Annotated in this window: 19 protein-coding genes and 1 other RNA gene; 4 read left to right on the top strand and 16 right to left on the bottom strand. The window is 64.3% G+C overall.

The genetic code is table 11. From position 1 onward, the window contains the following. Window positions 1–81 precede the first annotated feature (81 nt). Window positions 82–678: an HAD-IA family hydrolase gene (locus Q5Z11_RS16000; protein ID WP_303747303.1), complete on the bottom strand. Its 597-nt coding sequence runs from the start codon at window positions 676–678 to the stop codon at window positions 82–84. 152 nt (window positions 679–830) lie between these two features. On the opposite strand from Q5Z11_RS16000, the gene azu reads away from it, so the two are divergent. Further along, window positions 831–1,268, top strand: coding sequence for an azurin (gene azu, locus Q5Z11_RS15995; RefSeq protein ID WP_405051705.1), 438 nt, complete (start codon window positions 831–833; stop codon window positions 1,266–1,268). Between the two features lie 275 nt (window positions 1,269–1,543). Here azu and hemL read toward each other — a convergent pair whose 3' ends face one another. Further along, window positions 1,544–2,836: a glutamate-1-semialdehyde 2,1-aminomutase gene (gene hemL / locus Q5Z11_RS15990; protein WP_303747301.1), complete on the bottom strand. Its 1,293-nt coding sequence runs from the start codon at window positions 2,834–2,836 to the stop codon at window positions 1,544–1,546. Between the two features lie 198 nt (window positions 2,837–3,034). Next, complete coding sequence (thiE, locus tag Q5Z11_RS15985; RefSeq protein ID WP_303747300.1) at window positions 3,035–3,661, bottom strand: thiamine phosphate synthase; 627 nt, start codon at window positions 3,659–3,661, stop codon at window positions 3,035–3,037. 69 nt (window positions 3,662–3,730) lie between these two features. Between thiE and Q5Z11_RS15980 the strand changes: the two genes are divergently transcribed. After that, entirely contained in the window at window positions 3,731–3,922 is a 192-nt protein-coding gene (locus Q5Z11_RS15980) for a rubredoxin (protein ID WP_303747299.1), read from the top strand. Between the two features lie 260 nt (window positions 3,923–4,182). On the opposite strand, the gene Q5Z11_RS15975 is transcribed toward Q5Z11_RS15980, so the two are convergent. From Q5Z11_RS15975 to Q5Z11_RS15940, 8 genes are all read right to left on the bottom strand, one after another. Next, the gene (locus Q5Z11_RS15975) at window positions 4,183–5,031 is read right to left on the bottom strand and encodes a SirB1 family protein (RefSeq protein ID WP_303747298.1); all 849 of its coding nucleotides are present in this window, start codon (window positions 5,029–5,031) and stop codon (window positions 4,183–4,185) included. Window positions 5,032–5,096: 65 nt separating this feature from the next. Continuing rightward, window positions 5,097–5,555: a DUF192 domain-containing protein gene (locus Q5Z11_RS15970; protein WP_303747297.1), complete on the bottom strand. Its 459-nt coding sequence runs from the start codon at window positions 5,553–5,555 to the stop codon at window positions 5,097–5,099. A 319-nt stretch (window positions 5,556–5,874) separates the two neighbouring features. Then, window positions 5,875–6,522, bottom strand: a complete 648-nt coding sequence (rpiA, locus tag Q5Z11_RS15965; protein WP_282273207.1) for a ribose-5-phosphate isomerase RpiA — start codon at window positions 6,520–6,522, stop codon at window positions 5,875–5,877. A gap of 118 nt (window positions 6,523–6,640) precedes the next feature. Further along, on the bottom strand, window positions 6,641–7,123 hold the full coding sequence (locus tag Q5Z11_RS15960; RefSeq protein WP_303747296.1) for an EVE domain-containing protein: 483 nt from the start codon (window positions 7,121–7,123) through the stop codon (window positions 6,641–6,643). Next, complete coding sequence (locus Q5Z11_RS15955; RefSeq protein ID WP_303747295.1) at window positions 7,120–7,710, bottom strand: 5-formyltetrahydrofolate cyclo-ligase; 591 nt, start codon at window positions 7,708–7,710, stop codon at window positions 7,120–7,122. The genes Q5Z11_RS15960 and Q5Z11_RS15955 overlap by 4 nt, the downstream gene beginning before the upstream one ends. 208 nt (window positions 7,711–7,918) lie before the next feature. Next, a non-coding RNA gene (gene ssrS, locus Q5Z11_RS15950) (6S RNA) lies at window positions 7,919–8,103 on the bottom strand. Between the two features lie 85 nt (window positions 8,104–8,188). Continuing rightward, window positions 8,189–8,488 carry a cell division protein ZapA gene (locus tag Q5Z11_RS15945; RefSeq protein WP_303747294.1) on the bottom strand — a complete coding sequence of 100 codons (300 nt, stop codon included), beginning with the start codon at window positions 8,486–8,488 and terminating at the stop codon, window positions 8,189–8,191. Continuing rightward, window positions 8,485–8,706, bottom strand: a complete 222-nt coding sequence (locus Q5Z11_RS15940) for a TIGR02449 family protein (RefSeq protein WP_282273125.1) — start codon at window positions 8,704–8,706, stop codon at window positions 8,485–8,487. Before Q5Z11_RS15940 ends, Q5Z11_RS15945 begins: the two co-directional genes overlap by 4 nt. Before the next feature lie 125 nt (window positions 8,707–8,831). Here Q5Z11_RS15940 and Q5Z11_RS15935 point away from each other — a divergent pair, with 125 nt between their 5' ends. Both Q5Z11_RS15935 and pepP read left to right on the top strand, forming a co-directional pair. Next, a complete protein-coding gene (locus Q5Z11_RS15935; protein WP_303747293.1) occupies window positions 8,832–9,377 on the top strand; it encodes a YecA/YgfB family protein in 546 nt (181 codons plus the stop codon). 7 nt (window positions 9,378–9,384) lie between these two features. After that, entirely contained in the window at window positions 9,385–10,710 is a 1,326-nt protein-coding gene (gene pepP, locus Q5Z11_RS15930) for a Xaa-Pro aminopeptidase (protein ID WP_303747292.1), read from the top strand. Between the two features lie 943 nt (window positions 10,711–11,653). Here the strand turns inward: pepP and pepQ are convergent. The 5 genes from pepQ to Q5Z11_RS15905 all read right to left on the bottom strand — a co-directional run bounded on the left by pepQ (window position 11,654) and on the right by Q5Z11_RS15905 (window position 17,727). Next, window positions 11,654–12,982 carry a Xaa-Pro dipeptidase gene (pepQ, locus tag Q5Z11_RS15925; RefSeq protein WP_303747291.1) on the bottom strand — a complete coding sequence of 443 codons (1,329 nt, stop codon included), beginning with the start codon at window positions 12,980–12,982 and terminating at the stop codon, window positions 11,654–11,656. A gap of 82 nt (window positions 12,983–13,064) precedes the next feature. After that, window positions 13,065–13,412 (bottom strand): PilZ domain-containing protein, encoded by a 348-nt coding sequence (locus Q5Z11_RS15920; RefSeq protein WP_303747290.1) that lies wholly within the window; start codon window positions 13,410–13,412, stop codon window positions 13,065–13,067. Next, the gene (locus tag Q5Z11_RS15915; protein ID WP_303747289.1) at window positions 13,409–15,886 is read right to left on the bottom strand and encodes a DUF1631 domain-containing protein; all 2,478 of its coding nucleotides are present in this window, start codon (window positions 15,884–15,886) and stop codon (window positions 13,409–13,411) included. Before Q5Z11_RS15915 ends, Q5Z11_RS15920 begins: the two co-directional genes overlap by 4 nt. A gap of 70 nt (window positions 15,887–15,956) precedes the next feature. Then, the gene (gene hemW / locus Q5Z11_RS15910; protein ID WP_303747288.1) at window positions 15,957–17,186 is read right to left on the bottom strand and encodes a radical SAM family heme chaperone HemW; all 1,230 of its coding nucleotides are present in this window, start codon (window positions 17,184–17,186) and stop codon (window positions 15,957–15,959) included. 40 nt (window positions 17,187–17,226) lie between these two features. Next, window positions 17,227–17,727: a hypothetical protein gene (locus Q5Z11_RS15905; RefSeq protein ID WP_303747287.1), complete on the bottom strand. Its 501-nt coding sequence runs from the start codon at window positions 17,725–17,727 to the stop codon at window positions 17,227–17,229. Between the last annotated feature and the right edge of the window lie 5 nt (window positions 17,728–17,732).

Raw genomic sequence — 17,732 nt, 5'->3', positions numbered from 1 at the left:
AACAAGCTCTCCCTTCTCCCGCCTGCGGGAGAAGGTGCCCGCAGGGCGGATGAGGGCATGGCGTGCGCAACGCGCGGCCTTTCACCCCAGGCAGTGATTACGTTTCAACAGGCGCCGCAGCGACTGGGCGTGAAACGCAGTATCGGCATGCAGGCCGGCTTCGCGCGCACCCTGCACATTGCGGAACAGGTGGTCGACGAACAGGCTTCGCTCAGGCGCACAGCCAAGCGAAGCACAGGCTGCCAGGTACGCTTTCGGATCAGGCTTGCGTACGCCCAGCACTGCGCTGCACAGCACGCGGCGGCCCGGTAGCAATTGCTCGATCACCGGCCGCGTCAGCAGGCCATTGTTGGTCAGCACCACCACCTGCACATCGGCATGCACGCGCTCCAACACCGCGATGCAATCGCTGCGCAGCTTGGTCGCAGCGAGGCGTGCAGCATGCCAGTGCGTCGCGCCCAGCGTGCTGTCCAGGCGTTGATTCAAGGCCTGCAGCAACTGCTCACCATCCAGTTCGCCGCGGGCATGGGCGAACTCAAGTCCGTCCGTGCGCAATGCGGCATCCACCTGCTCAGGCGCGCAAACGGCAGCGTCGGCAAGCCGGCGCAGGTGGATACGGTGATCGTAATCGGCCAGCAGGCCGTCGAAATCCAGCAGTAGGGCGTGCGGTCGTTGCATTGATGGCAGGGCAAGGACGGGGTTGCAGTATCGCTGGCATGGCTTCGGTGTGCAGCCTGCGACATCGCGTCACAGGTGGAATCGGCCACGTTTGCCTAAAATCAGGACACTTTGGTTGTCATAGCGTGGAGTTCACCGTGAAGCGTTCCAGCCTGCTGTTGTTGGCTCTTGTCGGCCTGTTGCCTGCCGCGCCTGCGCTGGCGCGCACCTGCGCGGTCACCATCGAAAGCAATGACCGGATGCAGTTTTCCGTGCTGCAGATCCGGGTTGCCGCCGATTGCACCCAGGTGGACCTGACCTTGAAGCACACCGGCAGGATGCCGGCCACGGCGATGGGACATAACTGGGTGCTGACGCGCACGCCGGATTTCCAGCAGGTTGCCACGGCCGGCATGCGTTCGACCTTGGCTGACAGCTATCTTCCGAAGAACGATGCGCGGGTGATCGCGTTCACGCCGGTGATCGGTGGTGGGCAGACCACGCAGGTGCGCTTTGCGACCAGCAAGTTGACGCGTGGTGGCGATTACACCTTCTTCTGTTCGTTCCCGGGTCACTGGGGAATGATGAAGGGCAAGCTGGTTTTTGGATGATTGATGCGTTCGGGGGCGCTGGGTGCGCTGCGCCCACCCAGGCTGGAAGAGCAGTTCCATGGCGGGCTTTTGTGGGAGCGGCGTAAGCCGCGAAGCGAACTGCATCGTCAAATTGCACGCGGACCAAGGCCTGGGACAGGGTCAGCTTCGCGGCTTACGCCGCTCCCACAAACGAATGCGACATCTGCTTCCCATTGCGGGTAACGCTGCTTCGTCAGGACGAGCAGCGTTACCGCATTAAGCCGACTGGCTTGTTTGCCGTATCCGCTGCAGGATCAACCCGCCGCTACCACCTTGAATGCTTCACGCGCTGCAACCAGCGTGGCTTCGATCACTGCATCGTCATGCGCACTGGACAGGAAGCCGGCTTCATAGGCTGACGGGGCCAGGAACACGCCGCGTTCCAGCATGGCGTGGAAGAACACGTTGAAGGCCTTGATGTCACAGGCGGTGGCCTGCGCATAGGTCTCGACCTTCTCGCTGCTGAAGAACAGGCCGAACATGCCGCCGACGCGATTGGTGGTCACGGCCACGCCAGCGTCGCGCGCAGCGGCTTCCAGGCCATCGCAGAGCGTGTTGGTTGCTGCCGTCAGGCGCTGGTGGAAGCCCGGTGCCTGCACCAGCTGCAGCATCGCCAGGCCCGCAGCCATCGCCACCGGGTTGCCGCTCAAGGTGCCGGCCTGGTAGATCGGGCCGGCCGGTGCGATCTGCGACATCAGCTCGCGACGGCCGCCATAGGCGCCCACCGGCATGCCGCCGCCGATGATCTTGCCGAAGGTGCTCAGGTCCGGGGTGATGCCGTAATGCGCCTGTGCGCCGCCCAAGGCAACGCGGAAGCCGGTCATCACTTCGTCGAAGATCAGCAGCGCACCGTACTGCGTGCACAGCGCGCGCAGGTGCTGCAGGTAGCCCTCGCGCGGCGGGATGCAGTTGGCGTTGCCGACCACCGGCTCGATGATCAGGCCGGCGATATCGGCGCCCTGCTGCTCGAACAGAGCGGTAGCCGCTTCGAAATCGTTGTAGGGCAGGGTCAGGGTGAGTTCGCTCAGGCCGGCAGGTACGCCCGGCGAGGTCGGCACGCCGAGGGTCAGCATGCCGCTGCCGGCCTTGACCAGGAAGGAGTCGCCGTGGCCGTGGTAGCAGCCTTCGAACTTGACGATCTTGTTGCGACCGGTGGCGCCGCGCGCCAGGCGGATTGCCGACAGCGTGGCCTCGGTGCCGGAGTTGACCATGCGCACCATCTCGCAGGACGGCACCAGTTGGGTGATGGTCTCGGCCATGGTCACTTCGGCCGCGCACGGCGCGCCGAACGACAGCCCATTGCCGATGGCCTGCTGCACGGCCTCGCGCACGGCCGGGTGATTGTGGCCGACGATCATTGGGCCCCAGGAGCCGACGTAGTCGATATAGGCATTGCCATCCACGTCATGCAGGTAGGCGCCATCGGCGCGCTGCACGAAGAACGGTTCGCCGCCGACCGACTTGAACGCACGCACCGGTGAATTGACGCCACCGGGCAGCAGCGTCTGTGCGCGCGTGAACAGGGCGTGGGATTGGTCGTGGTTCATGCGTGAGTCCTTTGAGGTATCAACAACAACGAAGAGCTGAGCTTTGCATTAGCCCCTCTCCCGCTTGCGGGAGAGGGGTTGGGGTGAGGGGAGGCTTCCAGCAAGTGAACGTCAAAAGCCCCCCTCATCCGCCCCTTTCGGGGCACCTTCTCCCGCAGGCGGGAGAAGGGATGGCAGAGATTGTGCGGGCTTGGCTGGTCAGACAGACCCGAAGCAACTGCGATAAGCCTCAAGCGCCGCCACCGGATCGGCCTCGCTGAACACGCCGCTGATTACCGCGATCAGATCCGCGCCAGCGTCCACCACAGGCCGACTATTGTCCGGGGTCAAACCACCAATCGCTACCCGTGGCACGCCCAGTGCGGCGCTTTGTCGCAGCAGCTCCGGGTTGGCGCGGCGCGGGGTGACCTTGCTGCGGCTGGGGAAGAAGGCGCCGAAAGCCACATAGCTGGCACCAGCAGCAACCGCGCGCTGGGCGCGCTCGAACTCGTCATAGCAGGACGCGCCAATGATGGCCTGCGGGCCGAGCAGTGCCCGGGCGGCAGCGATGTCACCGTCGTCTTCACCCAGATGCACGCCGGCAGCGCCGACCTGCAGGGCAAGGCTGACGTCATCATTGATGATCAGCGGCACCCCGGCCTCGGCGCATAGCGCCTGCAGTGCCGTGGCCTGGGCGAGGCGGGTGGGCGCGTCGACCGCCTTGTTGCGGTATTGCAGCCAGGTGGTGCCGGCCAGCAGCGGACGGACCCGCTCGAGCAGGCGCGCGCTGTCGGTTTCGTCGGGGGTGATCAGGTAGACGCCACGGGCGTCGGCAAGCTGTGTCATGTATGGCTACCGGTACGGCGCGGGGAATGTGACAATCAACGCCGCTTCTCTGTCCGGTGATTATCCCCGATGTCCGACGCTACGGCCTCCACCCTGCGCAACTGGATGTGTGTCGTCTGTGGCTTCATCTACAGCGAGGCCGACGGCTTGCCGGAAGAAGGCATCGCCCCGGGAACGCGCTGGGAAGACGTGCCCGACACCTGGACCTGCCCGGACTGCGGCGTGACCAAGGATGACTTCGAGATGGTCGAGCTGGATTGAGCCGCGGCGCGCGGCTTCCGCTGTTTGTGGGAGCGGCGTAAGCCGCGAAGCCATTACAGCATCCGAAACCGGTTGTAGAAGCGGCGTCAGCCGCGAAGCCAGTACGGTATCCGAAGCCGGCTAAGCACATTCACCTGCCGAAGGATCGTCTTGGCCCCGTGCGCAAAGCCGCTACTGCAGAGGTGTTGCGTTGATCCCTGGCTTTGGATGCCGCAGTGGCTTCGCGGCTTACGCGGCTCCTACAAGAGGCAAGGCAAAGCTCAATGCAGCCTCGGCTTGCCGCCGCCCAGCTCGATCAGGCGCTCGCGGATGCTGACGGCATCGGCAGCGTTCGGGTCCATCTTCAGATAGTGGGCCAGGTCGGCGCGGGCGCCGGCCAGATGCTCCAGCTGTGCATAGGCCAGGCCTCGGTCGCGGACGGCATCGGCCTGTTCGGGGGCGAGTTTGAGGATGCGGTCGGCACTGCGGGCGGCACGGTCCCATTCGCCGCGTTCGGCGTAGACGCCATGCAGGTTGCGCAGCATGCGCATCAGGATGGCGCGGTGCGGGGCCGGGTCGAGGATCTGCGCCAGCACATTGTCGTCCGGGGTCTCACCGCCCAGGTTGCTGCGCGCGCGTTCACGCAGTTCGTCCACGCCCAGCGGCCGGCCGCCGTTGAAGGGGTCCATGATCAGCACGCCGTCTTCCACCGGCAGTCGCACCAGGAAATGGCCGGGGAAGGAAATGCCTTCCAGTGGCAGGCCGAGCCTGCGCGAGACTTCGATCTGCACCAGCGCCAGCGAGATCGGGTTGCCCAGACGTCGCTCGAACACCTCGTTGAGGTAGCTGTTGCGCGGGTCGTAGTACTCGTCGTTGTCGCCGCTGTAGCCGACCTCGTTGAACAGGTGGTTGTTGATGGCGGCAACCTTGAGCGGCCATTCGCCGATGGCGTCCACTTCCACCCGCAGGTGATCGGCATGGGTCTGCAGCACGCGGTCGTAGGCGGCAGGGTCCAGCTGCGGGTATTCGTCACGCGCGATCAGCAAGGCGGTCGGCAGCAGCGGCAGTGCCTCATCGGGCAAGCCGGCCAGTTCTTCCCACTGCGGCAGGGTGATGCGTGTTTCAGACATGCCCCAAGACTGGCGGCAAAGCGGCGCCGGTTCAAGGGCGCCGCTGTTCAACATGTGCGTATCAGTCAGTTGCCAGTCGTGATGCCCGGGCCGAAGGTCAGCTCGGCACCGTCTTCCAGCTTGAGCTTGGCGGCCTGACCGGCGTTGAGCTCCAACACGTACAGGGCCGGGTTGAAGCTGGGATAGGGCGGGCACATGTCGCCGGCCGAGCACGGCGGTACATCGCGCTGCTGGCCGACCAGGCGGCGCTGGCTGTCGAAATAGAGGATGTCGAGCGGGATCTTGGTGTTCTTCATCCAGTACGCCTGCGGTTCTTCGCGGTCGTGGACGAACAGCATGCCGTGGTCGGCGTCCATCTGGTCGCGGAACATCAGGCCGCGGGCGCGGGTTTCGTCGTTCTGCGCCAGTTCCACGTTGTAGCGGGTACCGGCCAGTTCCACCCAGTGCTTGCCGTCGGCGCTGGCGCAGCCGGCCAGCGCGAGCAGGGAAAGGGCGAGGATGGTGCGCAGGAATGATTTGGGCATGGTTGGGACCTGGTTCCTAGGGGAGCCTTCGGGCGGGTTCGGTGGAAGTCAAAAGCTTCCCCTCATCCGCCCTTCGGGCACCTTCTCCCGCTTGCGGGAGAAGGGAAGAGCAACAAGCCAAGGCTGGAGCAACTGCCAAAGCCGAAGCAGCAGCAAAGGCCAAATCAACAGCCAAAGCCAAAGCGGCAGCAAAGGCCAAATCAACAGCCAAAGCCAAAGCAGCAGCAAAGGCCAAAATCAACAGCCAAAGCCAAAGCCAAAGCCAAAGCCAAAGCCAAAGCCAAAGCCAAAGCCAAAGCGGGAGCTGTGCTGGCTTGGCTTACAGCACCTGCGGTGGCTCGCCGCCGATGATGACCACGTCAGCCGGGCGGCGGGCGAACAGGCCGACGGTGACTACGCCGGGAATCTGGTTGAGCTGCTGCTCCAGCTTCACAGGATCGGTGATGGACAGGTTGTGCACGTCCAGAATCAGATTTCCGTTGTCGGTGACCACGCCGTCGCGCCATACCGGCTGACCGCCGGTCAGGGCCAGGATCTCGCGGGCGACCAGGCTGCGTGCCATCGGAATCACTTCCACCGGCAGCGGGAACTTGCCCAGCACCTTGACCTGCTTGCTCGGGTCGACGATGCAGACGAACTGCTTGCTGGCCTCGGCGATGATCTTCTCGCGGGTCAGCGCGGCGCCGCCGCCCTTGATCAGGTTCTTGTTGCCGTCGCATTCGTCGGCGCCGTCCACATACAGCGACAGGCCGCCTGTGTGGTTCAGGTCCAGCACCTCGATGCCGTGGCCTTTCAGAAGGGCTGTGCTCTGGTCGGAGCTGGAAACCGCGCCCTCGATCTGGTCCTTGATGCGGGCCAGGGCTTCGATGAAGTAGGCAACGGTGGAGCCGGTGCCGACACCGACGATCATTCCCTTCTGCACGTACTCGATGGCTTTTTCGGCGGCCAGGCGCTTGGCTTCAGACATGGTGGGCTCAATCAGGTTGGAAAAAGATTTCTTTTGTAGGAGCGGCGTGAGCCGCGAAGCCGGGAATCTGAAACGTTGTCAGCTTCGCGGCTTACGCCGCTCCTACAGCAAGAGCGAATTATTTGGCTTTCTTTTCCAGCGACAACAGCAGCTTCCACTGTGCGGCGGTAACCGGGAACACCGACAGGCGGTTGCCCTTGGCGGTCAGCGGGAAGCCTTCGCCAAGCTCTTCGGCATGCAGCTTGATCTCGTCCAGCGCGATCACCTGCGCCAGTTTGCGCTCGAAACCCACGTCGACCAGCATCCAGCGCGGTTGCTCGCGCGTGCTCTTGGGGTCGTGGTAATCGGATTCCGGGTCGAACTGGGTGTCGTCCGGGTAGGCCTCGCTGGCCACCGTGGCGATGCCGACGATGCCCGGCACCTTGGTATTGGAGTGGTAGAACAGGATGCCGTCGCCGACCTTCATGCCATCGCGCATGAAATTGCGCGCCTGGTAGTTGCGCACGCCATTCCATGGTTCGGTGCCTACGCGCTGCAGGTCGTCGATGGAAAAGGCGTCCGGTTCGGACTTCATCAGCCAGTAGCGCTTGCGGGCGGTCATGCGTTCAACGGTTCCGGGTAGAGAGTGGCCTGCTCGGTACAGATGGCATCCACCGCCACATCCCAGTCCTCGACCGGCAATGACGGCAGCTGCTGGGCGGAGAAACCTACCCCCACCAGCCACGGCGGCGCGGCCTGGCGCTGCCGAAATGCGAAGCTGCGATCATACCAGCCGCCCCCCATGCCCAGCCGTCGGCCACTGGCATCGAAGCCCACCAGCGGGGCGACGACCAGAGCCATTTCCTCCGGCCGCAGCGCCTGCGCAGGGTCGACATCCGGCTCGGGAATGCCATAACGGTTGCTGACCAGCGCCTGCCCGGGCCGCCACGGGGCGAAGCGCAGCAGTTTGCCGTGCAGGACCGGCAGGCAATAGGTCTGCTGCGGTGGCAACTGCATCTGCCAGCGGTGTAGCGCGATTTCGCCATCCATCGCCCAGTAACCGGCGACATGGCCGCTGATCCCGGCGAAAGGCAGGGACAGGAGGTTCGTGGCCAGGGCTTCGGCCGCGGCGATGCGCTCGGCGGCGGGGATGTCGCGGCGGCGCTGGCGCAGTTGTTGGCGGAGGAGTTGGCGGGGATCGGCAGTCATCGGGGAAAAATCTGCGGGCAGAGAGTTGAAGCCCCTCTCCCGTCGGGAGAGGGGTTGGGGAGAGGGTGCGGGTGAAGCGATGTGAGATCAACATGCATGAGGCTTCGCGCTCACCCTCATCCGCCCCTTCGGGGCACCTTCTCCCGGAGGGAGAAGGAAAAAAAAGACAAAAAAAGAACGGCGCCGTTAGGCGCCGTTCTGGAATATTGCATTCTCCGCGGTGACGATGCGTGCGAAACGACCTTGAACCCGGGGTTCAAGTGGGAACGCTGGGGGGCCATCGGGCTTCCCGCTACAAGGCGGACTTGCACACCCGGCTCCGTCGCGCCCCCGTGGTCGTAATTAAGGGACAAGGCGAATGTTTGCACACGCCGTCGTTCACAGCAGAGAACGCGCCGCCAGTATAACGAGGTTGTGCGGCTACGTGCAGCCGTATTTCACGAATTGCGGATTCATCTGTCTGAGCTGGTCAGCTGGATCAACGCGCGTTGTCGATGGCCAGATCCAGGCGCCGGTTCAGTTCGCTCATGGCCGATTGGAAGCGCTGCTGCTGTGCAAGCTGCTCATCGCGGACCTGCTGCAGTTCATGCGCAAGATTAAGCGCCGCCAACACCGCGATGCGATCCACTGCCGCCATCCGGTTGCTGCCGCGGATCTCGCGCATCTTGCTATCGAGCACGCGCGCGGCTGCAGTGAGGCTTTCGCGCTCGGCCGGTTCCACGCCAACGGTGTACTCGCGGTCCAGGATATGGACGCTGACCGGTTCGTTGTTGCTCACGTGTGCTGCTCCAGCGACTTGAGGCGGGTGATCATGGCTTCCACCCGGGAGCGGGCCTGTTCGTTCTTGGTCAGCAGCTGCGAGCGCTCGCTGATCAGCTGTTCCTGCTGCTGGCGAAGGCTGCGGTTTTCATCGCTCAGCCGCTGGTTGCGCTCAAGCAGCAGCTCAAGGCGGGAGGCGAGGGCCAGCAGCTGGCCAGCGGGGTCGAAGGAGTCCATGGTTGGCACGATAGGCATGGCGATGAGGGCCGGTCAAGAAGGAGTATGCAGCGCGGTTGCTACACTGTGCGGCCGTCGTCATCTTGCCGGTGCCGGCGTTCCTCTCCGCTTTACAGACCAGTGACATGACCGATCTTCCCGCCGTCAACGATATCCTCCAGGCCAGCCAGTCGCTGGGCCTGGGTGCTTCCCCGGCCGAACTCCACGGCGGACTGTGCGGCTGGTTGGCCGCCGGCGGCGCCGATGTGCCTGCGTGGCCGGCCAAGGTGCTGGCCGACGACAACCTGCCAGCGCCGGAGCCCGGCAGCACTCTGGACCTGTTGCGGCAGGCCACGGTCGCGCAGCTGGAAGACCGCGACTTCGCCTTCGAGCTGGTGCTGGTGGATGCCGCGGAGCCACTGCAGGCGCGTACCGACGCCTTGTTTGAATGGTGCCGGGCTTTCCTGGGCGGCTTCGGCCTGGCCTCGGGCAAGCGCCCGGCACTGAGCGAGGAGGGCGAAGAAGCGCTGCAGGATCTGGCGCGTCTGGCACAGGCCTCCAGCGACGAGTTCGACAGCGCTGACGAGGACGAGGACGCGCTGTCCGAGATCGAAGAGTTCGTGCGCGTTGCGGCACTGCTGTTGCACGGCGACTGCGTGATGGGCTCGCGTCACCGGCAAAGCCTGAACTGAGGTTGCGATGAAGCGTCTGTCCGGGATCACCCCAGCCGAGTACGCCCGCCGCCGCCGGCAATTGATGGAAGCGGCCGGCGATGACGCCATTCTGGTCCTGCCTGCGGCAGCAGAACGGGTGCGCAGCAACGACACTTTCTTTCCGTACCGTCAGGATTCGGACTTCTGGTACCTGAGCGGCTTCCAGGAGCCCGAGGCGGTGCTGGTGCTGATCCCCGGGCGCAAGCACGGCGAGGCCATCCTGTTCTGTCGCGAGCGCGATCCGGACCGGGAAGCCTGGGACGGCCCGCGTGAAGGCCAGGACGGCGCGGTCTCGCATTACGGCATGGACGATGCCTATCCGATCGATGATCTGGATGAAATCCTGCCGGGCCTGCTGGAAGGCCGCTCGCGGGTGTATTACCACTTCGGCCGCGACGCCGACTTCGATCTGAAGTTGATCGGTTGGGTGAACCGGGTGCGTTCACAGGTGCGCAATGGCGCGCAGCCGCCGCATGAGTTCCTGGAGCTTGGGCATCTGCTGCACGAGCAGCGCCTGTACAAGAGTGCCGACGAAATCGTGCTTATGCAGGAGGCGGCGGACATCAGTGTGCGTGCGCACCGCGCGGCGATGCGTGCTGCACGTGCGGGCATCCATGAGTACGAATTGCAGGCGGAGCTGGAACGAGAGTTCCGCGCGGCCGATGCGTGCCCTGCATACAACAGTATTGTCGGTGCAGGCGCGAATGCCTGCGTGCTGCATTACCGCGACAACAACGGTGGCAGCCGCGATGGCGATCTGGTGCTGATCGATGCAGGCGCGGAGTATCGCGGTTATGCCAGCGACATCACCCGTACCTTCCCGGTCAATGGCCGTTTCAGCGAGGAGCAGCGCGCGCTGCATGATCTGGTGCTGGCGGCACAGGCGGCGGCACTGGAACAGGCGCAGCCGGGCATCGCCTACGAGGAAGGGCATCTTGCAGCGGTGGAGGTATTGACCGAGGGTTTGTTGCGTCTTGGGCTGCTGAAGGGCGATCTGGAAGAGAACATCCTGGAGCGTCATTACCAGCGTTTCTACCGGCACAAGACCGGCCATTGGCTGGGCATGGATGTGCACGACGTTGGCGATTACCGGGTAGCCGGCGAGTCGCGTCTGCTGGAGCCGGGTATGGTGTTCACGATCGAGCCGGGGCTGTACATCTCGCCGGACGATCGCAGTGTGGAGGCGCGTTGGCGCGGCATTGGGATCCGCATCGAGGACGATGTGTTGATCACCGAGGACGGGCACCGTGTGCTGACCGGTGCGCTGGAACGCAGTGCCGACGAGATCGAAGCCTTCATGGCCAAACGCTGAGGCGCACGGCGTTCGGTTATAGAGGTTGGATTTTCTTCTGCATTTGCCTCTGCAGTTGCCCTCCCTTACGCAAAGCGTAGGGGAGGGTATGGGAGGGGTGCAGTTGCCGTTGCCGTTGCTGTTGCAGTTGCCGTTGCTCCAAAGCTCTTGATCTACCGGGCCCCTTCCGCAGCGACGCAGCCGACGGACAAGACCCCGTATGGGGCGACGTGCAGGACGCACGTCGTTTTTCGACGAGACATGGATGTATCTCGAAAAATCCCGGCGGCGGAGTGGACCCGCGTCGCGCAGCGACGTGGGCGCGGAGGCAGGGTGTGCTTTCTTTTGGTTACTTCTTCTTTGCACAAGCAAAGAAAAGTGACTCGCTCCCCGAAGGGGAGTGAAAGCTCTTGCTTTTGGCTTCTGCTCCAGCAGCAACTGCAATCAAGATCAAAATCAAGGGCTTTCACACGCCTTCGGCGCGCGAGCACACCTTTCTTTGCTTGTGCAAAGAAAGGTGGCCCAAAGAAAGCACACCCTGCCTACGCGCCTTCCGCGCTGCGCGCTCCAGGTCCACTCCGCTGGCAGGATTTTTCGACGATACATCCATGTATCGTCGAAAAACGACGTGCGTCCTGCACGTCGCCCCGTACGGGGTCTTGTCTGCCAGCTCCGTCGCTGCGGAAGGGGCCCGGTAGGTCAAAATCTTCAGAGCAACGGCAACTGCAAAGCAACGGCACCCCTCCCTGGCCCTCCCCTACGCTGCGCGTCAGGGAGGGGAAACAGCAACAGCAACAGCAACAGCAGCCAAAGCCAAAGCCAAAGCTTGATTGGCTGTGCTTCTTTTGAGGGGAGGGGCGAAGGTTCTCGCGAAAGCGGATGCTGGTACATCCGCGGTATCACTCATCCCGGGCGCATTGCGCGCCCGGGTTTCAATCACATAGCGACTGATGTCGCCCTTGCATCACGCCTGTGCAGCAAATTCCGGACGGGTCAGGTTGTCCGCTTCGCCGTCGGTGCACAGCACCTCGTCTTCAATGCGCACACCACCGTAAGGACGGAAGAAGTCCACCCGGTCCCAGTTGATGCTGGCGGCATTGCCGGCCTTCTTCACTTCGTCCAGCAACATGTCGATGAAGTACAGGCCCGGTTCGATGGTGACTACCATTCCGGGCTCCAATACGCGGGTCATGCGCAGGTAGGGATGGCCGGCCGGGCGCTCGACGCGGCCGCCGTCTTCGCTGGCGGCAAAGCCGGCCACGTCGTGTACCTGCGCGCCGATCAGATGGCCGATGCCATGCGGGAAGAACGCCGCGCTTACGCCCGTTGCCAGGGCAGCTTCCGGCGACACCGTGATCACGCCGAAATCCTTGAGGATGCCCATCAGCGACAGGTGTGCGTCGATGTGCAGCTGCTTGTAATCAAAGCCAGCACGTACCGCAGCACACATCTTCAGCTGCGCGGCATCCACCGCATCAATGAAGGACTGGAACTCGCTATGGCCGGCCGCTGCGTAGGTGCGGGTGATGTCGCTGGCGTAACCGTAGGCCGAAGCGCCGGCATCGATCAGGAAGCTGCGCAGTGGTTGCGGTGCCTGCTTGCCCAGGTCGGTGTAGTGCAGCACGGCGGCGTGTTCGTTGAGGCCGATGATGTTGCCGTAGGGCAGTTCGTTGGCGTCCTGGCCGACGGCGCTGCAATACGCCATGTGGATCTCGAACTCGCTGGCACCGGAACGGAACGCGGCTTCGGCAGCGCGGTGGCCGCGTACGCCCAGTACCTGCGCCTGGCGCATCAGCGCGATCTCGTACGGCGTCTTGTAGCCGCGATGCCATTCCAGGTAATTGATCACCGCCGCCGGGTTGTTCGGTGCGAAACCGCCCAGCGCGCTCTGGGCCTCGCCGAGGATGGCGCAGCGGCTCGGGTCGGCCGGCAGCAGGGCCAGGGCTTCTTCCGGCTTGCGGATGATGTGGATGTCGAAATGCTCCACCCACCAGCCGCTCGGTGCGCCCGGTACCACGTGCCAGTAATCGAAGGGCTGGTAGAACACCAGCGTCGGGCGCTTGCCGGGGGTGTGGATCAGCCAGCTGTACGGCAGCTTGGTCAACGGCAGCCAGGTCTTGAACTGCGGGTTGACCGCGTACGGGTAATCGCGGTCGTCGAACACCTGGTAGTGTTGGGTGCCGCTGGGAACCACCAGGTGATCGAAACCACCACGCGCCAGTGCCGTGTCGGCGCGGCGGATCATTTCGCCAAGGTGGTGGGCGTAGAGGCTGCCTGGATCTTGCTGGTTCATCGCGGTGGCTCACTGGGACATGCGGAATGCAGGCCCCAATTCTGCCGCAATCAGCCCGCTGCTGCTGTGCCGTTTTCGGCACTCAGGCTGCAGGGAGGCTGCCTTCTATCCACTGCACCAGGCGTTCGCGGTGGGCCTTGTCCAGAGTCAGGAAGCGGAATCCGGCCCACGACTGCTCTGGCGCGTGTGTCGGTTCGCTCCACAATAAATGCACGCCGACGTCTATCTGCAGTTGACCGCCACGGCCATCGGGGATCGGGAACTGCAGCTGGTACAAGGCGTCGTCGTGCATTGGCACGGAGGTGATCAGCAACATGCCGGTTTCGGATATGTTGCCGAGCCGGCCGATCTGGGAACCGGTCATCTGGTCACGCACCGGCACCAGCTCCGGTACCTGCAGGCGCGGTGCGCGGCGGGTATTGGTGATCATGCGGACTCCCCTGTGTTGGAGGCATGGCCGGCGATCGAGCGCAGTGCCCGCACGGTGGCCTGCCAGGCGCGGTCGATCAGGCGACCCTTGTCCTCGGTGACGATGCGCAGCTGGCCCTTGGCCATCAACCGCGACATCGCGTCGAGTGAATGCTCCGACACCTTCTGTCCGCGCTGGTTCACGAACAGGGCGTTGCCGGTGATCAGGCTGTACCAGGACAGACGCTGGCGCCGGTTGTCGCCCTGCTGGTTGACGGTGAACTCGAACCAGGTGCCGAACGGCAAGGTGCGCAGCTGGCGGTAGTGCGCCTCTTCCTCTTCGGTTCGGGGCGTTTCAACCTTCTTGCGGCGCTCTTCTTCGTCCGGATCGGCGGACTCGCCGAGGCGGGTGCGTGTCTTGAGTTTGGCGGCCAGCTCGGTGCGCGAAATGAGGTCGTCTTCGCCGCCCGGCGTGGACAGCCGGCGTGCGATGGCAGCAGCCTCATCCTGGTGGTAGCCCACCTGCAGCAGCGACTGCTCGATTTCCTCGCCGAAACCGACATCGGCCGGGCTGCCGGGCGGCAGGCTGGTGATCTCACCGATACGGCGGGTGGCCTGCTCACGCTGCTGCCATTCCTCCGAACCCTCGCCGTGGCGTAGCAAGGTGAGGGTGAGCACGTCGGCCCATGCCTTGTGCAGCAGGGTCTGCACGAATTTGGGTGGTTCGGCCCTCTGGCAGAGATCATCGATGCTGGTATTGGCCAGCTGTTTGGCGGCTTCCAGGCGCTCCTTGCCGCGGGCAGCATCCACCTGCCGGCGTTCGGCCATCTCCGCGCGACGGGCAGCTGCGCGCAAGTGGCCCTGGATGATGTCGTTGGCTTCAACAAAGACGGCTTCGTCGCCCTGATAGTCGTTGACTACTTTGTTGACGGCGTCCTTGAGCTTCAGCAGCAGCACCGGATCGCTGTCTTCGTCGCTGAGCCAGACCGCGCCGGATTCGGCGACCGCATTGAGCAGTTCGCGCGCCGGGTGCTGGTCGCGCAGGAAGAACTCCTGGTCGCTGATGGCGGCGCGGGCCAACGGCACCTGCAGGCGTCGCAGCAGATCGGCAGCCGGGCCCTCGCTGCGCACCTCGCGCTGCAGCTCGGAATAGAGCATGCCGAGCAGGTCCATGGTGTCGCCGTCCTGCACCGACAGCGTCGCGGCGGGGCCGTGCTCGGCCTTGACCTGGGCAATCAGGGCGTTGCGGATGTCAGCCATGCCATGACGGCTACCGGATGACGAGGCGGCAGCCTGCAGCTTGCCCAGCACGTCCATCGCAACCTTGGTGGAAACCGGCTCGGCTGGAACGTTCGGGGTATTGGCGGCGGCAGCAACCGAAGGTGCGGCACCGGCAGCGCCGTGTTGTGCCTGCGCCTGCAGGGCGGAGAAGTCGGGCATCGCGCCAGCGCCGGCCCCGGTGCCACGACCTGCTGGCGCGCCGCCACTATTACTACCTGCGCCGCTGTTGCCTGCGCTCATCGCAAGAGCGTGGCGCGCGGCATCAAGCAGGCTATGCAGGCTTTCCATAGGCGGCATGGCGGCTGCATTGCCGGTGCTCTGCATCGGCGCGGCGCCGTGCACTGCGGCTGCGGTTGCCGGGCCGGCCTGTAGTTCGCTGGAAATACTGGCCCAGGAGGCGGCCGGGGCTTGGCCTTGCCAACTGGTCAAGGGTGCCGAGCCCGCGCTGCGCGGCCCACCGGCATCGGCCTGGCCGCTGACAGCGCCCGGGCCGCGCGGGGCGGAAGGGCGGGGCAGATGTGGGCGATAGACCAGCCCGGGAAGCACGCCCTCACGTTCAAGCAGGATGTTCAGGCGATCGACCAGTTCGGCATGGCGGGTCATGACCATGCGTTCGAACACCTGGAACAGCACCAACTGGGCATCGAGGTTGAGCTGCATCTGCTCGCCGGCTTCGCGCAGCGCCCGGCATTGTGCGTAGGGGCCGACTGGCAGGCGCTCGGAGTCAAATGCGGGCTGCGCAGCCAGCACCGCAAAGCGCTGCCCCAGCAACAACAGTGGGTTGGGGGCGCGGAACGCTTCGCGCCGCGCCATTTCGTGCAACAGGATGTCGCGGTCGATGTCGGTGTCTTCCACCAGCGTCATCGACTTGAAGGTTGCCGCGTGTGCTTCCTGGTCGGGCCTGGGCGGATCCTTGAAGCTGGCTACCTGCGCGGCCAATGCCTCAAGAAAAAAATCAGGGAACTGTTCGGCGTGCTCGCGCAGCACCCGTAGCTGGGCGTAGATGTCGGACTGGACCTGGCTGTTGTGGGCCATTTCCGCGCGCTTGAACAGGGCGCGTTCCAGCTCGATGGCGGTCAGCTGCAGCGGCGTGCGCAGGACCTCATCGGTGGCTTGGAAAGCACTTTCCAACAAGTGACGCACGCGGGCAGGTGCCGGCGTGGCGGCAATCCGTGCCATGGCTTGGCTGGATGAGCGTGGTGCTGTGCCTGACATCCCGTATTCCTTCCCCCCGAATGGGCGTTTTCTATCATTTATGTGACGTAACGGCCACTTTCAGCGCACATCAGGCTAAAAAGAGTTCCACCACGTCATTGGTGAAACGGCGGCCAAGCTCGGTAGGGGTCCAGTAATCGCCGCTGCTGGTCAGCCAGCCACGTTCAACCGCCATTGCCAGGGAAGGTAGAAGCACGCTTCGTGCCAATCCGGTGCGCGATTCAAAATCGCGCAGGCTGAAGCCCTCGTGCAGGCGCAGCAGGTTGAGCATGTACTCGAACGGCAGCCGCTCCGGGCTGATCACGTCGTCGCCACCGATGCTGGCCGGGCTGCCGGCGGTGTCCATGAAGGTCTGCGGGTGCTTGTGCTTCCAGCGGCGCAGCACGTGCTGCTCGGCGCCGGAGCTGATCTTGCCGTGGGCACCGGCGCCGATGCCCAGGTAGTCGCCAAAGCGCCAGTAGTTGAGGTTGTGCTGGCACTGCCAGCCGTCGCGGGCGTAGGCGCTGACCTCGTACTGGCCATAGCCGCGCTCGGCGAGCAGGGCCTGGCAGTGCTCCTGGATGTCCCAGGCACTGTCTTCGTCCGGAATGCCCTGCGGCGGCCGGGCGAAGAACACCGTATTCGGCTCCAACGTCAGCTGGTAGTGCGAGATATGGGTGGGGTCGAGTGCGAAGGCGCGCTCAAGATCGTGCTCGGCCTGTGCCAGCGTCTGCTGTGGCAGCGCGTACATCAGGTCGATGTTGAAGTTCTTGTAGCCGGCGTCCTGCGCCAGCTTGACCGCGCGCTCGGCCTCGTTGCTGTCGTGGATACGGCCAAGGCGCTTGAGCGCCTCATCATTGAAGGTCTGGATGCCGAAGCTGATGCGGTTCACGCCGGCCGCGCGGTAGCGGTCGAAGCGGCCGTGCTCGGCGGTGCCGGGATTGGTCTCCAGCGTGACCTCCAGGTTCGGCGCGAAACGCAGCCGTGCGCTGGCTGCCTGCAGGAAGCGGTCGATCGCCTCTGGCGGGAACAGGCTGGGCGTGCCGCCGCCGAAGAACACGCTGCTGACCACCCGGCCCCAGACCAGCGGCAGGTCCTGGTCCAGGTCGCGGATCAGCGCATCGATATAGGCGTCGAAGGGCAGGTCGCCCTTGCCGGCATGCGAGTTGAAATCGCAGTAAGGGCATTTGCGCACGCACCACGGCAGGTGCACGTATAGCGCCAGTGGCGGCGGTACCAGCTGCACGCCGGCAACGTGACCGTGATCGATCGCGCAGGATTCGCCGGGAAGGTGGTTGCAGTGGTCGTGGGAGTGCGGCATGGACGGCTTAGGGAAGATTGGAAGTGCAAGGAGGAGGGCGCTATCGCTGAGTGATCAGGATCGAATCAACCAGCGAGCGCGGCTGTGCACGGAGCACGGTAGCGGCGATATCACGGAACATCGGCGAAGGGCCTTGATAGCTGCCCATCTCATTGTCCATGAGGCGATGACGTGCCGGTCGGCTGCCATTACGCATGTGAAGGTACAGGCCGGAAACCATGCCTTTGCTCTTGTCTGCGAAGTTGTCGTAGCGAACTTCGAGTACGTCGAACAGTGGTACTTGGCGCCAGCGGTGCGCGGTGGAGATGTTGTGGTAGCGAAGATGTCCTGCTTGTTCATCCACTACAACGCGCTGCCACATGATGGGGGCAGCGATCAATTCGACTGCGAACACACCGCCTAGCGTCCATAACGGAAGTGCAAGCCAGGAATACTTGCCGTCATAGGCCAGCAGGCCGCCGACCACGGCGCCGGTGATGCCACCGAGGATGGCAACTGCCAGCACAAGCCCCATCCGGGTCCGATAGCGGCGTGGCGTCATTCCCT

This window comes from Stenotrophomonas sp. 610A2, assembly GCF_030549615.1.
GTDB lineage: Bacteria > Pseudomonadota > Gammaproteobacteria > Xanthomonadales > Xanthomonadaceae > Stenotrophomonas > Stenotrophomonas pigmentata.
This window is presented reverse-complemented; position numbering and strand designations above follow the sequence as displayed.

Excerpts from the sequence above, each read along its gene's own strand:
- Q5Z11_RS16000 (WP_303747303.1), bottom strand. The coding sequence starts at position 678 with ATGCAACGACCGCACGCCCTACTGCTGGATTTCGACGGCCTGCTGGCC.
- hemL (WP_303747301.1), bottom strand. The coding sequence starts at position 2,836 with ATGAACCACGACCAATCCCACGCCCTGTTCACGCGCGCACAGACGCTG.
- thiE (WP_303747300.1), bottom strand. The coding sequence starts at position 3,661 with ATGACACAGCTTGCCGACGCCCGTGGCGTCTACCTGATCACCCCCGAC.
- Q5Z11_RS15980 (WP_303747299.1), top strand. The coding sequence starts at position 3,731 with ATGTCCGACGCTACGGCCTCCACCCTGCGCAACTGGATGTGTGTCGTC.
- Q5Z11_RS15975 (WP_303747298.1), bottom strand. The coding sequence starts at position 5,031 with ATGTCTGAAACACGCATCACCCTGCCGCAGTGGGAAGAACTGGCCGGC.
- Q5Z11_RS15970 (WP_303747297.1), bottom strand. The coding sequence starts at position 5,555 with ATGCCCAAATCATTCCTGCGCACCATCCTCGCCCTTTCCCTGCTCGCG.
- rpiA (WP_282273207.1), bottom strand. The coding sequence starts at position 6,522 with ATGTCTGAAGCCAAGCGCCTGGCCGCCGAAAAAGCCATCGAGTACGTG.
- Q5Z11_RS15960 (WP_303747296.1), bottom strand. The coding sequence starts at position 7,123 with ATGACCGCCCGCAAGCGCTACTGGCTGATGAAGTCCGAACCGGACGCC.
- Q5Z11_RS15955 (WP_303747295.1), bottom strand. The coding sequence starts at position 7,710 with ATGACTGCCGATCCCCGCCAACTCCTCCGCCAACAACTGCGCCAGCGC.
- Q5Z11_RS15940 (WP_282273125.1), bottom strand. The coding sequence starts at position 8,706 with ATGGACTCCTTCGACCCCGCTGGCCAGCTGCTGGCCCTCGCCTCCCGC.
- Q5Z11_RS15935 (WP_303747293.1), top strand. The coding sequence starts at position 8,832 with ATGACCGATCTTCCCGCCGTCAACGATATCCTCCAGGCCAGCCAGTCG.
- pepP (WP_303747292.1), top strand. The coding sequence starts at position 9,385 with ATGAAGCGTCTGTCCGGGATCACCCCAGCCGAGTACGCCCGCCGCCGC.
- pepQ (WP_303747291.1), bottom strand. The coding sequence starts at position 12,982 with ATGAACCAGCAAGATCCAGGCAGCCTCTACGCCCACCACCTTGGCGAA.
- Q5Z11_RS15920 (WP_303747290.1), bottom strand. The coding sequence starts at position 13,412 with ATGATCACCAATACCCGCCGCGCACCGCGCCTGCAGGTACCGGAGCTG.
- Q5Z11_RS15915 (WP_303747289.1), bottom strand. The coding sequence starts at position 15,886 with ATGTCAGGCACAGCACCACGCTCATCCAGCCAAGCCATGGCACGGATT.
- hemW (WP_303747288.1), bottom strand. The coding sequence starts at position 17,186 with ATGCCGCACTCCCACGACCACTGCAACCACCTTCCCGGCGAATCCTGC.
- Q5Z11_RS15905 (WP_303747287.1), bottom strand. The coding sequence starts at position 17,727 with ATGACGCCACGCCGCTATCGGACCCGGATGGGGCTTGTGCTGGCAGTT.